The sequence below is a fragment of the Desulfofarcimen acetoxidans DSM 771 genome, assembly GCF_000024205.1.
Taxonomy (GTDB): Bacteria; Bacillota; Desulfotomaculia; order Desulfotomaculales; family Desulfofarciminaceae; genus Desulfofarcimen; species Desulfofarcimen acetoxidans.
Window position 1 is genome coordinate 3,549,487 of the sequence record NC_013216.1, and the last position, 15,113, is coordinate 3,564,599.

At 44.4% G+C, this 15,113-nt stretch carries 11 protein-coding genes; 1 reads left to right on the forward strand and 10 read right to left on the reverse strand.

Features of this window, described 5'->3' with window-relative positions; genetic code table 11:
• Window positions 1-2: 2 nt before the first annotated feature.
• Both DTOX_RS16225 and DTOX_RS16235 read right to left on the reverse strand, forming a co-directional pair.
• Window positions 3-2,648, reverse strand: a complete 2,646-nt coding sequence (locus tag DTOX_RS16225; RefSeq protein ID WP_015758768.1) for a valine--tRNA ligase — start codon at window positions 2,646-2,648, stop codon at window positions 3-5.
• A gap of 305 nt (window positions 2,649-2,953) precedes the next feature.
• Window positions 2,954-3,400: a TIGR04086 family membrane protein gene (locus DTOX_RS16235; RefSeq protein ID WP_015758769.1), complete on the reverse strand. Its 447-nt coding sequence runs from the start codon at window positions 3,398-3,400 to the stop codon at window positions 2,954-2,956.
• 129 nt (window positions 3,401-3,529) lie between these two features.
• On the opposite strand from DTOX_RS16235, the gene DTOX_RS16240 reads away from it, so the two are divergent.
• A complete protein-coding gene (locus tag DTOX_RS16240) occupies window positions 3,530-4,624 on the forward strand; it encodes an ABC transporter substrate-binding protein (protein ID WP_015758770.1) in 1,095 nt (364 codons plus the stop codon).
• A gap of 70 nt (window positions 4,625-4,694) precedes the next feature.
• Here the strand turns inward: DTOX_RS16240 and DTOX_RS16245 are convergent, their stop codons facing one another.
• The 8 genes from DTOX_RS16245 to DTOX_RS16280 all read right to left on the reverse strand — a co-directional run bounded on the left by DTOX_RS16245 (window position 4,695) and on the right by DTOX_RS16280 (window position 15,065).
• Window positions 4,695-5,240: a Uma2 family endonuclease gene (locus DTOX_RS16245; protein WP_015758771.1), complete on the reverse strand. Its 546-nt coding sequence runs from the start codon at window positions 5,238-5,240 to the stop codon at window positions 4,695-4,697.
• 258 nt (window positions 5,241-5,498) lie between these two features.
• A complete protein-coding gene (gene yihA / locus DTOX_RS16250) occupies window positions 5,499-6,104 on the reverse strand; it encodes a ribosome biogenesis GTP-binding protein YihA/YsxC (RefSeq protein WP_015758772.1) in 606 nt (201 codons plus the stop codon).
• Window positions 6,101-8,458 (reverse strand): endopeptidase La, encoded by a 2,358-nt coding sequence (gene lon / locus DTOX_RS16255; protein ID WP_042317377.1) that lies wholly within the window; start codon window positions 8,456-8,458, stop codon window positions 6,101-6,103. The genes yihA and lon overlap by 4 nt, the downstream gene beginning before the upstream one ends.
• A gap of 325 nt (window positions 8,459-8,783) precedes the next feature.
• On the reverse strand, window positions 8,784-10,439 hold the full coding sequence (gene lonB, locus DTOX_RS16260) for an ATP-dependent protease LonB (protein ID WP_422698413.1): 1,656 nt from the start codon (window positions 10,437-10,439) through the stop codon (window positions 8,784-8,786).
• 181 nt (window positions 10,440-10,620) lie between these two features.
• Window positions 10,621-11,871, reverse strand: a complete 1,251-nt coding sequence (clpX, locus tag DTOX_RS16265; protein WP_015758775.1) for an ATP-dependent Clp protease ATP-binding subunit ClpX — start codon at window positions 11,869-11,871, stop codon at window positions 10,621-10,623.
• 223 nt (window positions 11,872-12,094) lie between these two features.
• Entirely contained in the window at window positions 12,095-13,402 is a 1,308-nt protein-coding gene (gene tig, locus DTOX_RS16270) for a trigger factor (RefSeq protein WP_015758776.1), read from the reverse strand.
• A 652-nt stretch (window positions 13,403-14,054) separates the two neighbouring features.
• Window positions 14,055-14,681: a cell wall hydrolase gene (locus DTOX_RS16275; RefSeq protein WP_015758777.1), complete on the reverse strand. Its 627-nt coding sequence runs from the start codon at window positions 14,679-14,681 to the stop codon at window positions 14,055-14,057.
• A 135-nt stretch (window positions 14,682-14,816) separates the two neighbouring features.
• Complete coding sequence (locus DTOX_RS16280) at window positions 14,817-15,065, reverse strand: hypothetical protein (protein ID WP_015758778.1); 249 nt, start codon at window positions 15,063-15,065, stop codon at window positions 14,817-14,819.
• Between the last annotated feature and the right edge of the window lie 48 nt (window positions 15,066-15,113).

Below are 15,113 nucleotides of genomic sequence, written 5' to 3' on the forward strand. Positions count from 1 at the left end.
ATTTACTTCAACACAGAAATTCTCTCCGCCAAAGCTTTTTCCTTGGCCGCAAGCTCTGCCTCTTTGCCCCGGTCTTTTTCAATCACTTCTGCCGGTGCCTTGGCCAGGTAACCGGAGTTGTTCAGCTTGCCCCGCACTTTGGCCAAATCCTGCTTAACTGATTTAAGTTCTTTTTCCAGCCGGGCAATTTCTTTGTCTATATCAATAAGACCCTTCAGCGGCACGTAAACCTCTACGCCGTGGGTCACCGCGTGAACAGCCTGTCCCAAGTCATCTTTCAACTGGCTGACTGTTTGCGAGCTGCAGCGAGCCAAATTTTCTATATAGGAAATGCCGCCTGTCAGTATTTCCCGCACTTCCTCGTCTTCCACCAGCAATATCGCCTCAGCCTGCTTGGATGGCGGCACGTTCATTTCACTGCGGATGCGCCGGATTTCTTTGGTTACTTCCATCAAAATTTCCATACGTTTTTCTGCTTCCGGGTCGATTAAGTCCTCTTTATAGACCGGCCAGGCGGCGTGCATGACAGTCTGCCCGTCATGCGGCAGGTGCTGCCAGATTTCCTCTGTAATAAAAGGCATGAAGGGGTGCAATAATTCCAGGGTACCCTTCAACACTGAAGCCAAAACCCGCTGGGCTGTATGGCGGGCCTTTTCACCTTCCTTGCCGTAAACCCTGGGCTTGATCAGTTCAAGATACCAGTCGCAAAACTCACCCCAGATAAATTCATATAGTGAACGGGCAGCCTCACCCAGTTCATAGGCCTCCAGGTTTTTGGTCACACTTTTTACAGTTGCCTGGTAGCGGCTGATCATCCAGCGGTCAGCCAGACTGTAATCCTGACTGTCCACCGGCTTCTCCGGATCATAGTCAGACAAGTTCATAAGTGAGAAACGCGAAGCATTCCACAGCTTATTGGCAAAATTGCGTGCTCCGTCCAGCCTTTCGAAATGAAAGCGCAGGTCATTGCCGGGGGTATTGCCCGTAACCAGCATGAAACGCAGGCTGTCGGCACCGTGGCTCTCGATTAAATCTATAGGATCAATACCGTTGCCCAAGGATTTGCTCATCTTGCGGCCCAGAGCGTCTAAAACCAGGCCGTGGATAAATACTTCTCTGAAGGGCACTTCTTCCATGAATTCCAGTCCGGAAAAAATCATGCGGGCCACCCAGAAGAATATAATGTCCCGCCCGGTAACCAGCACAGAAGTAGGATAGAAATGCTTCAATTCCGCTGTCTCCGAGGGCCAGCCCAGTGTGGAGAAAGGCCAGAGCGCCGAAGAAAACCAGGTATCCAGAACATCAGGATCCTGCTCCAATTGCGTGCCGCCGCACTTGGGACAAACTGTCACCGGTGTTTTGGAGGCTACCAGCTCGTCACAAGCCCGGCAATACCAAACAGGTATGCGGTGTCCCCACCAGAGCTGGCGGGAAATACACCAGTCACGAATGTTTTCCATCCAGTTTAAATATATTTTAGTAAAACGTTCGGGTATAAACTTTACACTGCCGTCCACGGCAGCTTTTATGGCAGGTTCGGCTAAGGGACGCATGCGAACAAACCACTGCTTGGAAAGCATTGGTTCAATAACTGTATTACAGCGGTAACAGTGACCTACAGCATGGTCATGATCGTCAATTTTAATCAAGTAACCCTGAGCATCCAGATCTTTAACGATTTTCTTTCTGCATTCCCAGCGGTCTAACCCCCGGTAGCGGCCCGCTGTTTCATTCATCACCCCGTGCTTGTCAATTACCTGAACTGAAGGCAAATCGTGTCTCTGGGCAACTTCAAAGTCGTTGGGGTCATGAGCCGGGGTAATCTTCAAGGCGCCTGTACCAAATGCCGGGTCAACATATTCATCGGCAATAACAGGTATCTCCCGGCCAACCAAAGGCAAAATAACGGTCTTGCCCACCAGGTGTTTATAGCGAGCGTCTTCCGGATGCACTGCCACGGCAACATCACCCAGCATGGTTTCCGGGCGGGTAGTAGCCACCACCAGATAATCTGCACTGTCTTTGGCCGGGTATTTAAGGTGGTAAAGGTGACCCGGCTTGTCCAGGTGCTCCACTTCAATATCGGAAATGGTGGTGTGGCATTTGGGACACCAGTTGGTAATATAATTGCCCCGGTAGATTAAACCTTTTTCATAAAGCCGGATAAATACTTCTCTCACAGCGGAGGAACAGCCTTCATCCATGGTAAATCTCTCTCTCTCCCAGTCACAGGAAGCACCCAGTCTCCTAAGCTGGTGCGTAATGCGCCCGCCGTACCGCTCTTTCCAGGCCCAAACACGCTCCAGGAATTTCTCTCTGCCCAGTTCGTGTTTCGTGGTGCCTTCCTGAGCGAGCTGTTCTTCCACCTTGGCCTGGGTGGCTATGCCTGCATGGTCTGTTCCCGGCAGCCATAAAGTATTGCAGCCCTGCATACGGCGAAAACGAGTTAAGATATCCTGCAGAGTGTTATCCAGCGCATGCCCTCCATGCAGCTGCCCGGTTACATTGGGTGGCGGCATGACAATACAAAAAGGCTTGGCCGAAAGATCGACTTCTGTGTGAAAAAAGTGGTTTTCTTCCCAGTGTTGATACCACTTCTCCTCTACTTCTTTAGGGTTATAGACGGTAGAAATATCGGGTTTATTCAACTATATTTACCTCCCTGAGGGTCAGTCAAAAGCTTAACCCTTTTTCACATTTATTAAACTAATCAACCCCGCAAAAGCACCTGCAAGAGCTACTTTTCGGGGTTGGGACAGTCATTGGCCGGAGGTGCCCGCAAACCATATATGAAATTTAAGGCAGCTAAAACCACCCTACCTCCAAACCTTTATCATCAATATATTACTCATTTTTACCCTGGCTGTCAACTTATTACCCTCCCTGGCAAGCTTGAGAGGATTTTCAATGATACACGCCATTTATTACAGGCAAGTTATATTATCTGTCAGCATCAATAAGGAAATCTGGCCCTGCGGTAAACACGGCGATGTGCAGGCAGTTTAACTCCCCAAATCCCCCCCACTGACCCGGCTATAAGTAAAGGCAGCATTTTAAAAAAAACCGCTAATAAATCCAAGGCCCGGCTATTTACAAAACCAGTCAGGCCCGTCAATAACAGAACATAAACGAGCCCTACCAGCATACCGTGCAGCCATCCCTGTTCACCGGCCACCCGCCCGCTGACAATCCCCCCAACAGTAACACCGCCCAAGGTAATCAGACTGGTTAAACCGCTAAGATAAAAAACTTCCCGGTTGCTGAACATTACCCAGAAGACTGTTAATGTAAAAGCAGCCACAATCACAGACAAAGCCCAAACTGTTCCCGACAAAACGGCTTTTGGACTTAAGCTTTGTCTAACCGGTCTGCGTCTTCTGAGAAAAGCAATTTTTATCATGCCGACACCTCATCCTTGGTTTAAATGCGCAATTTTATAGTGTAAATTATTCGGTTGCTGCGGCAGATATGACAGGGAAGACTGTTCTTATTTTTTTTATTCACTAATATCATATATGGGGGTGGTTTTTTGCGCTTACATAAAAGAACTCTTGTCATAATAGCAGCATTTGCAATCTTCATAATAACGCCGGCCTTATATTTCTATTTCAACAAGCTGCATAAAACCGCAGCAGCTGATACTCTTCCTGTAATAGAGGATTGCCGGTCTCTATCCGGGCTGCCGCAATATATTGCCATGAAAAAAGGATATTTTGAAGAGCAAAATCTGAAAATTGAACTCAAAACAGCCTCAACTTCGCAGGAATTGCATGAAGCTGTCAAAACTAAAAAGCGCTCAATAGTATTATGCGGCTCAGAAACAATAGTAAATTACCTCTCCCAAGACTCCTGCAATATGATGGTATTTGCCGGCTTAACAGACAGGGAAGATTCATTTTTACTGGGAAGGCCCGATGTTTCCGAATTCACAAAGGAAAAAGTCCGTGGTAATTCAATTATAGTAAGCAGCCCTGATTCACTGCAGAGCATGGTTTTAGAGAATATCCTGAGAGAGAAAAAGATTTGGCCCAATTACGAGGTTAACCTGATGCAAAATCTGCCGGACAATTTAAAAAGAGGCGCTTTTAAATCCGGCACAGCCACTTTTATAGTTTTAACAGAACCGGAAGCCACACTTCTGGAAACTGCCCGGGAGGCTAAAACTCTGCTTGCTTTTGCCGCAGCGGGGGGAGAACTGCCTGCCGTGGTTCTGGCCTGCGATAAACAATTATTATTAAGTAAACCGCAAACCGTACAAAAATATACTAACGCTGTCTATAAGGCCATCCTCTGGATAAACTGTCACAATACCGGGGATATTGTTGCTTTAATCAAAGAATTTTATCCGAATACTGATCAAAAGCTCCTGATATCCGCTGTCAACAGGTATAAAGATCTGTCCATATGGACTGAGACACCGGTCATAACACAAAAGAGCTACGAAAATCTTTTAAATATTATGGAGAATTCAGGTGAGCTGACCCGCCCTAAGAAATATAATGATGTTATAGATAATCGATTTGCCACCGAAGCAGTTCAAAGTATTACCTATACACCGGAAGAAGAGCAAAAGAAGGGATTTTTCAACACCATATTTAAACATTTTAACTTTTGGCAGCGCTGAATCATGCAAATATAAGAAAGTCGCTTAAAGCGACTTTCTTATATCCAGAGGTACTACATGCCCCGCAAAATTATGAGAAAATATCTTTCAATAGTATAGACAAATCGGTGAATATACTTGATTTCACTGTATCATTCTTTGAATATACTACCGGTTCTGAATATATTCCATTTTCTAAGGTAAATATTTCTAATGATTTATTTTTAGGCGACACTATCCAGTATTCTTGTATTCCAAATCTCATATATAAATCCATTTTTATTATATAGTCTTTAGATGATGTAGACGGAGATAATACCTCAATAGCAATTGTTGGTACTCCTGTGTAGTTGTTTTCATTTAAGCCACTCTTATCGCAAATAATAGTTATATCCGGTTGCACTCTGTGTTTTTCTTTTTTATCTTGAAGAACAACATCAAAAGGTTCAACAAAGTGTCTGCATTTTTTCCCTTTTAAATAAATACCAAACTCTGTGGACAAATTAGTTACTGCGCTCTGATGTTCAACGGAGGGTGCTGATTGCAAATACACCTCTCCATTAATATACTCTAATCTATCGTCACTGTTATCCATTTTCAAAAATTCCTCATATGTAACATTTTTAATTTTCGGCAATAAATCAAACCACCCCTGGTCCCATTTATTGGGTTTTATTTATTTTACCATATTAATTTTCTTTAAGCTATATTATTTATTAGCAAGTGAAAAGCACAAAACACCTGCCATCTCTGCCAGGTGTTTTGTGCTTTCAAGAAAGTCGCCTTAAGCGACTTTCGAACAGCCGCAGGCACTCGTGCTCCAGGAAATTATGCAGTACTAACCTTAACTTATCCACAGATCCATTACAAGCATAATTTCCTGGAGTATATAAAATTATTCTGCTTGCTCAGTTCCCGGCTGAACAATCTCCTCCAGCAGGCTCAGAAGTTCATCCTTGCCCTGCCCTGTAAGAGAAGAAAACAACAGTATTTTCTCCTGTTCACGTCCCAAGGCGGTTCTGATTACTTTCTCCTGTTTAATCTGCTGGCTGCGCGACAATTTATCAGCCTTGGTGGCTACCAACAGAGTAGGTATTTCGTAATGCTGCAGCCAGTCGAACATCTGCACATCCTGAGCGGTTGGCTTATGCCTGATATCCAGCAGAAGCACCACCCCGCTGAGTTCTTTGCGGTTTTTCAGGTACCCCTCTATCATCTTGCCCCAGCCGGCCCTGACGCTCTGGGGCACTTTAGCGTAACCGTAGCCGGGAAAATCAACTATATAAAAAGCCCTGTTAATCAAAAAGTAGTTTAACAGTTGGGTACGGCCGGGTGTTTTACTGGTTCGGGCCAGGTTTTTGCGGTTAACCAGCTTATTTATAAGCGAGGACTTGCCTACATTGGAACGCCCGGCAAAACCTATTTCCGGGTACTCCTGCCCTTCCGGGCAGAGTTTGATACCGGGCGAGCTGATAACAAATTCGGCACTGGTTACTTTCATGAATAGTTGTGGGTACCCTTCTCATTAATAACCGACTGGTAGCCCGCTTCTTCCGCGGTAATCATCGATTCTACCGGAATAAGGTCATCCGGCAAGCCGGAACTTTCAGCCAGAGCGATTTCCAGCACCCGGTCCATGTGCTCTACCAGTATAAACTCTAAACTGCTCTTAATGTTAGCAGGAATTTCCTCCATATCTTTCTTGTTTTCCGAAGGCATTATTATTGTGGTAATACCTGCCCTATGGGCAGCCAGCACCTTCTCTTTAATGCCCCCTACCGGCAATACTCTGCCGCGCAGTGTTACTTCACCGGTCATGGCCACTTCATGCTTGATTTTGCGGCCGCTTAAAGCCGAAGCCAGAGCGCTGGCCATGGTAATACCGGCAGACGGCCCGTCCTTGGGAATAGCTCCTTCCGGTACGTGCACATGTATATCCAGTTTCTTATGGAAATCAGGATCGATACCCAATTCATCAGCTTTACTGCGAATATAGCTGTAGGCGGCCTGGGCTGATTCTTTCATCACATCACCCAGTTTACCGGTCAGGGTCAAAAGGCCTTTGCCGGGGAAAGTAGTGATTTCAATAGCTAAAGTGTCACCGCCCATTTCCGTCCAGGCCAGGCCGGTGGCAACTCCCACCTGATCATCCTGCTCGGCTACCCCGAAACGGTAACGCGGAATACCCAGATAAGATTCCAGATCCTGGACCCCGATTCCGATCTCTTTAATCTCCTCGTCCGTCACTATTTTTCTGGCTGATTTACGGCACAGCGAAGCTATTTCCCGCTCCAGATTTCTTACCCCTGATTCTCTGGTATACTCACGGATAATCTTGCGAAGCGTATTTTCTGTAATATTGATTTGCTCCTCCTTTAAACCATGCTCTTTGATCTGCTTGGGCAAAAGGTGCTGCAAAGCAATCTGCAGTTTTTCTTCTTCCGTATAGCCGGAAATATGAATAACTTCCATTCTGTCTAAAAGAGGCCTGGGAATATTATGCGCGCCGTTAGCGGTGGTAATAAACATGACGTTGGAGAGATCAAAAGGAGTCTCTACATAATGATCGCTAAAAGCATTGTTCTGTTCCGGATCAAGTACTTCCAACAGAGCCGAGGACGGATCTCCCCTGAAATCCATGCTCATCTTGTCAATCTCATCCAAAAGGAATACCGGATTTTTGGTCCCTACCTGCTTCATACCCTGTATAATTCGGCCTGGCATAGCTCCCACATAGGTTCTCCTGTGTCCCCTGATCTCAGCTTCATCCCGAACACCACCCAACGACATGCGATAAAACTTACGCTCTAAAGCACGCGCAATGGATTTGCCCAGAGAGGTTTTACCTACACCGGGAGGCCCGACAAAGCAAATTATAGGGCCTTTCATCTTCTTAGCCAACTTCCGAATGGCCAGATATTCTAATATACGATCTTTTACCTTTTTCAGACCATAGTGATCTTCATCCAGAATTTGCTCGGCTATTTTTAAGTCCAACCGGTCTTTAGTGGTTTTACTCCACGGCAAAGCCAGCAGGGTATCCAGGTAATTGCGCACTACCACAGCCTCTGCAGCCATTTGAGGCATCTTCTCAAGGCGCTCTAACTCTTTCATTACCTTTTCTTCCACGGCTTTAGGCAGCTTGGCTTTGGCAATCTTTTCTCTTAATTCCTCACACTCTGCTACTCTTTCATCTTTTTCGCCCAGCTCTTTTTGTATAGCCTTAATTTGCTCACGCAGGTAATATTCTTTCTGCGTTTTCTCCATTTGCTTGCGAACCCGGACATTGATTTTGCGTTCCAATTCAACAATTTCCAGTTCTCTTACCACCATAGCACAGAGCTTTTCCAAACGCTCGACCATGCCCACTGACTCCAGAATTACCTGGCGGTCATCAACCTTAAGATTCATATGAGAAGCGATAATATCAGCCAGTCTGCCAGGTTCCTCTAAATTAACCACTGAAACTACTGTTTCAGGCGGAATGCGTTTGGACAGTTTGACATACTGCTCAAACTGGTATACCAAACTGCGCATAAGTGCTTCAATTTCCGCTGTTTTAACCGTAAGATCTTTTAACTCCTCAATCTCAACACGGAAGAACGGTTCATTCGCGGTATAATTAAGTACTCTGCCCCTGGAAATACCCTCCACCAGCACTCTTATGGTACCACCCGGCAATTTCAGCAACTGCTTAATTTCAGCAAGGGTTCCAACCACATATATGTCTTCCTCTGTTGGATCATCTCTTTGCGCCTCTTTTTGTGTGGCCAAAAAAATCTTGCGATCTAAAAGCATGGCTTCCTCTATGGCTTGAACTGACTTTTCCCTACCTACATCCAGGTGAATGACCATATATGGAAAAACCAGCACACCCCTCAATGGGAGTAAAGGCAATTCACTTCTTACAGGATCCACAAGCCTGCACCTCCTTAATGTATTGTATCTTGCAGGTTCATATACGCAGATCACAGCTATATTCTATCATATAATACAAAAGTTCTGCTAGACTCAATAATTGTCAACAACACAAGAAACCCGGCGCTATGCTGGGTTATTGTGAAATAATAGACCTGTTTAATAATAATGCCCTTTTCAAATAAAGATTATTTGAAAATTTAATAATATTCTTATTATATATAATATAGTTGTAAAGTATATAGAATTGTGCTAAAAATTTTTACGAAGTTGCTTCCGCAGCTTGTTGCCCGGACAAGACTCCTTGAGCGGCAGCCAGCTCAACCTTGTTAAACAAACCGGCTTTCTTTTCCGGCACTGCAGTGCGAAGCAAAGCCGCTTCCAGTACTTCTTCCAGCCTTTCAACGGCAATTATCTCAATCCCATCAATACTACGGTATATATCGTGCAGGTTTTCTTTGGGGATAAATACTTTTTCAGCTCCGGCCAGACAAGCTGCCTCCACCTTGGCCATGACACCGCCTACAGGCTTGACCATTCCTCTTATTGAGACCTCCCCTGTAATAGCAAGCTTATTATCCACCGGCAAACAGGTAATGGCTGAGTAAACAGCAACTGCTATGGCTACACCGGCAGAAGGACCGTCAATTGGCCCGCCTCCGGGAAAGTTAACATGTATGTCATAATCGCGCGGGTCTACTTCGGTTACCCGCTGCAATACAGTCAGGACATTCTCCACCGAATTCCTGGCCATACTCTTGCGCCGTATGGTCCTGGACTTGCTGCCCAGTTCCTCCTCTTCCACAACCCCGGTAACAGTAACTTTGCCCTGGCCTTTAGCTACCGGCAGAGCTCCTACTTCTAATTCCAGCAGCATGCCAATATTCGAGCCGTAAACCGCCAATCCATTGACCAGGCCCACTTGAGGCTGCAACGGAACCTTTATTTCAGTACGGGGTGAATACTGAGCGCTGTGCACCACCCACTCAACATCACTCTTGCGTATTTGCTTATAGCCTTCTGTCGTGGCAATACCGGCAGCCAGCTGCACAATATTGACAGCCTCTCTGCCGTTGGCAGCATATTTCTTAATTACCTCCAACACACCGTCCTCAGGCTTAAAAGCAACCTTCCGTACAGCTTTTTCAGCTATAGTCTCAATTTCAGAAGCTAACAGCGGTCTAAAGAAAACCTCCAGGCACCTGGATCTGATAGCCGGAGGAATATCCTCAGGGCTGCGTGTAGTAGCTCCGACCAGGCGAAAATCCGCCGGCAGACCGTTTTGAAAGATATCATGGATATGTCCGGGTATATTCCCGTCCTCAGAACTGTAATAGGCACTCTCCAGGATAACTTTGCGGTCTTCCATGACTTTTAAAAGTTTGTTCATCTGCACCGGGTGCAATTCCCCTATCTCATCGATAAACAATATGCCCCCATGCGCTTTGGTCACGGCACCCTGTTTGGGCTGGGGGATACCGGCCATACCCAGCGGCCCGGCTCCCTGGTAAATTGGATCATGCACTGAACCAATCAGCGGATCCGCTATACCTCTCTCATCAAAACGAGAGGTGGTGGCGTCCACTTCTACGAACCTGGCTTTTTCCTTGAAAGGCGAGTGAGGATTTTTTTTGGCCTGCTCCAGCACCAGCCTGGCAGCGGCTGTTTTTCCGACTCCGGGCGAACCGTAAATAATCACATGCTGCGGGTTCGGCCCGCAGAGAGCCGCACGCAAAGATTTCAGTCCTTCTTCCTGCCCCACAATATCTTCAAAAGCAGACGGCCTGGTTTTGGCCGCCAGAGGCTCGGTCAAAGAAACCGCGCGCAATCGCTGCAGTTTCTCCAATTCCTTTCTTGATTCTTTCTCTACCGCAGTTTTATTCCCCTGCTGGGTTTTTAGCAAATTCCAGAAATACATGCCGATGACAGCGGCGAAAAAAACCTGTACAACGGTCAGAATACCACCTATACCTATACTCAGGTCAGCCACATCTTTTTCCTCCTCATAAAGCAGTATATTTCTAGTATTGCTATTTATAGTTAAATTTATCCTCCTTTCTCAATAAAAAAACACGCCCGACTAGGCGTGTTCTTTATTATTAAGCTGATTCTTCTTTTTTCTTCTTCCTGTCAACCGAGATGATTACCGGATCTTCTTTCTTCTCAATAGTGTCCTTATTGATAATGCACTTGGCTATATCATCTCTGGTCGGAATCTCATACATAATATTCAGCATGACATCCTCCAGTATAGCCCTCAGGCCCCTGGCTCCGGTATTACGGCGCAGGGCTTCCTTAGCTATGCACTTAAGAGCGTCAGCTTGAAATTCAATAGCTACTCCGTCCAGCTCAAACAGCTTTTCATACTGTTTAATCAAAGCATTGCGAGGCTCGGTCAAAATGCGTACCAGAGCATCTTCATCCAGCATATCCAGTGTAACAATAACCGGCAGACGGCCTACAAACTCAGGAATCAAGCCGTATTTGAGCAAATCCTCCGGTAAAATGTTGCTTAAAATCTCACCGATACGCTGTTCGCGCATTGCTTTAATTTCGGCACCAAAGCCCATAGACTTTTTGCCGGTACGGTTTTGAATGATTTTATCTATACCGTCAAAGGCCCCACCGCAAATAAACAGTACATTGGTGGTATCCAACTGGATAAATTCCTGATGCGGGTGCTTGCGGCCTCCCTGGGGAGGTACACTGGCCACAGTCCCTTCCAGTATCTTTAATAAAGCCTGCTGTACCCCTTCACCGGATACATCCCTGGTAATAGAAGGATTTTCCGACTTGCGGGCAATTTTATCAATCTCATCAATATAAACTATACCTTTTTCTGCTTTTTCCACATCATAGTCAGCAGCCTGGATAAGCTTCAACAGAATGTTCTCAACGTCCTCACCTACATAACCTGCCTCTGTCAAAGAGGTGGCATCGGCAATAGCAAAAGGAACATTCAACAGGCGGGCCAAGGTCTGAGCCAACAGCGTCTTACCGCTGCCGGTAGGACCAAGCATAACAATATTACTTTTCTGCAATTCAACATCATCAATTTTACCGCCCAGATTTATCCGCTTATAGTGGTTGTAAACGGCTACGGCAAGCGCTTTTTTGGCACTTTCCTGTCCTATAACGTACTGGTCCAGTATTTCTTTGATTTCTTTTGGTTTTGGAACATCACTCATATCCAAATTTAAGTCATCACTTAATTCCTCTTCAATGATCTCGTTACAAAGTTCAATGCACTCATCGCAGATATAAACACCTGGCCCGGCAACCAATTTTTTTACCTGATCCTGCAGTTTACCGCAAAAGGAACACTTGAGCTGACCTTTCTCGTTAAACATATATCCACCTCTTTTACCTTTGCTTGCTGACCGCAAATACCTCTTACATCTCTATGGCTGTGGCCATTTTAGCTTATTTCAATATTACAGCATTTATTATAGTCAGGCAATATATAGACTATAAATATTTACGGAATTCCAGATATAGAATTCCGTAAATAAAATTTTTAACCTTAAAACACACTCTAATAATATTCCGAAAAAGCGGTTAATGTTACTGTTTTTATTCGGCTGCAGCCTGCTCAACTATATTGGATTTCTCTATTATTAACTTAACCGTTTTTTCACGTTGAATACCCTCAACAAAAACTTCATATCTTCCCTGGCTTTTCATAATCTTGCGCAGAATCTCGGCATCCTGGTTATACTGCTTACTTAAATTTTCAAATGCTTCGTTTACTTCTTCTTCAGTCGCCTCAACACTCAGAGCTTTGCCGATAGCTTCTAATACAAGACTGGTCTTAACAGCTTTTTCCGCATCAACACGCAGTTCCGCTCTCATCTGCTCTCTGCTGGAATTGGTAAATTTCAAATAATCGTCAAGAGAAACTTTTTGCGCCATCAGCCTGTGTTCCATATTAGACATCATGTCATCTATCTGAGCATTAATCATTACTTCAGGTATTTCCGCTTCGGCGTTGGCTACAACCTTATCAACTGCTTGATCTTCTAAACTTTGCTGTACTTGTGTCTCAGCATTTAGCTTTAATTTATTCAGCAAGTCTTCCTTTAATTCCTCCAGCGTGTCAAACTCGCTGACATCTTTGGCAAACTCATCGTCAAGGGGAGCTATATCTTTACGCTTGATGGTTTTAACAGTTACCGTAAATACCGCGTCTTTAGCGGCTAAATTCTCTGCATGATAATCCTGCGGGAAGGTAACATTAATTTCTTTAGTCTCTCCGGAGGACATCCCTACCATTTGCTCTTCAAAACCGGCAATAAAGCTGCTTGATCCTATTTGCAGGGAATAATCCTGGGCTTTGCCACCGGCAAATTCTTCGCCGTCTGCTTTACCGACAAAATCCATAATTACAGTATCCCCGTCCTGCACCTGTCCTTCATCCAGGTTGATCAATTTAGCATAGCGGTTTTGCAGAGCTTCAAGTTCTTTGGCCAAATCTTCTTCCGCAACTTCTATTACAGGCCTGACCAGTTCCAAATCAGTGTACTGGCCTAATTCCACTTCAGGCTTAACTGTGACCGTAGCCTTAAAGATTACGGGCTTGCCCTCTTCAACTTGAACCAATTCCATCTGGGGCTGGTCAATGGGAAATATATTTTGTTCCTCAACAGCTTTCATGTAGGCATCGGGTATAATAGCTTCCACCGCTTCATTATAGAGAGCTTCTTTGCCAAAGTAGCGCTCAATAACCCTCTTAGGTGCTTTCCCTTTACGAAAGCCCGGAATATTTACATTCTTTACAACTTTACGATAAGCATCATTTAATGCCTGGGAAAATTGCTCCTGATCCACTTCAACTTCCAGCAGAACAGTATTTTTTTCTATCCTGTCTACAGTAGCTTTCATTATTTTTTGCTCCCCCTTATTATATTAAAAATGAATTATTATTTTCCGATTTTTATTAAGTCATCATATTATAAATATTCTAGTAAGCAACCCTGTTTCCCTTTGTCATAAGCGATATTTAAGATTAGTTCTTACCAGTTTTGCTTAAAATCATAAAGTATATTATAAACCCTTATTAATAAATTATCAACTCTTTATATATTAAATTACGGAATTTTTTTACATTATGTCTAAAACAACTCCGCAAACACAAGAAAGTCGCTTAAAGCGACTTTCGAGCAGCCACAGGCACCGTGCTCGTGGTACAGATCCATCATAAGCAAATTTGCCGAAGCAAAATAAAAAGCCCCTGATGGGGCGAGGAAAATGGGATGAGGGAAATATTTAAATCAGTTGATTGACTTTCATTGATAAGATTTTACTTCTAGCAGTCCATTTAAGATATAGTTTAGGGCCGAAAAGACATTTTTGCGCATTAAAAGGGCGATATAGTTGTTGAAAAGCCGTTTGTTTGCAGTGAAAACATGCTTTGTCTGCTCTCAAAGATAGGACCCGGCAGTTGACGTTCACTGCTGCCTAACAGGCATAATTGTAAAAGGCCGGTTATATAACAACCGGCCTTTAATTTAGTCTTTTATAATTGTATAATCAATTAAAAAGAAAATACTAATTTACCCAACACTATACTTATCTTCTTAGCCCACAAGTAACTGTTGGTCACATCATTGTTGAAGAAGTATAGCGCACCGTTGGTCGGATCCCAGCCGTTCAGGGCATCTTGTGCTGCTTTGACAGAATCAGCATTGGCCGGGTAGTTGATTCTCCCGTTTAGTACCGGCTCAAACTGGTAATGGCCGTCTGTGACCTGATAGATAACACCTGCAATACTGTTAGGGAAAATCGGGCTGCTTACCCTGTTCAGTATTACTGCACCGACCGCAACTTTAGCTTTGTACTGCTCACCTTCAGCTTCTGAGTGGATTATGCGGGCTAAAAGGTCAATATCAGACCTGCTGATGTTGCCCATACCCCTGCTCACAGTTGAACTGCTTTTCCGCGAGTTGTCCGGAATATAAAGCTTTTGGCCTGGATAAATTGCGTTATCCTTGAGACCGTTAGCCGCTTTTACAGTATCAACAGTTGTTCCGTACCAACTGCTTATTTGGTAAAGGCTTTCTCCTCTGCTCACTGTGTGGGTAGCGGCAAATGCTGCTGACGGCAGTATTACGGTAATACACAAAGCTAATAATATTACTCGTATCCGGAAAAAAAAGTCCATCTCGTCTACCTCCTCATGTATACCATATTTGGTTGGCTAATATGGCTTTTGTTTTCCAGTTATAATTATACTAACTTTCCTTTGCTCTGACCATTCCTTAAATCCTGGACAGGCTGCCGTCTAAACCCAAGGGTTTTATATCAGAACTAAATTGTAGTATACCTTAGTATCACTCCCGCAGTTAGGACAAACAAAGAGATGCAGGCATTGGCCGTTTTCCAGTTCAGACATGCCTGAACCAAGGATAGTATCCCTTGATTCATAAGGGCTGTAAGAATCATAATAATCGCTCAGTTTACCACCGTCTTCCATTTTTGAACAGCAATGATGACAATTTTTGCTTATTTCAGTCATGCCATTACATAATTTACATACTAGTTCCATTAACATTCTCTCCCTATGCATTCATATTTATCATAGGTTTCCCTTTAA

Coding starts and splice junctions, on each gene's coding strand:
- DTOX_RS16235 (WP_015758769.1), bottom strand. CDS start 3,400: ATGATAAAAATTGCTTTTCTCAGAAGACGCAGACCGGTTAGACAAAGC.
- yihA (WP_015758772.1), bottom strand. CDS start 6,104: ATGAAAGTAACCAGTGCCGAATTTGTTATCAGCTCGCCCGGTATCAAA.
- lon (WP_042317377.1), bottom strand. CDS start 8,458: ATGGTCATTCACCTGGATGTAGGTAGGGAAAAGTCAGTTCAAGCCATA.
- lonB (WP_422698413.1), bottom strand. CDS start 10,439: ATGTATTTCTGGAATTTGCTAAAAACCCAGCAGGGGAATAAAACTGCG.
- clpX (WP_015758775.1), bottom strand. CDS start 11,871: ATGTTTAACGAGAAAGGTCAGCTCAAGTGTTCCTTTTGCGGTAAACTG.
- tig (WP_015758776.1), bottom strand. CDS start 13,402: ATGAAAGCTACTGTAGACAGGATAGAAAAAAATACTGTTCTGCTGGAA.
- DTOX_RS16275 (WP_015758777.1), bottom strand. CDS start 14,681: ATGGACTTTTTTTTCCGGATACGAGTAATATTATTAGCTTTGTGTATT.
- DTOX_RS16280 (WP_015758778.1), bottom strand. CDS start 15,065: ATGGAACTAGTATGTAAATTATGTAATGGCATGACTGAAATAAGCAAA.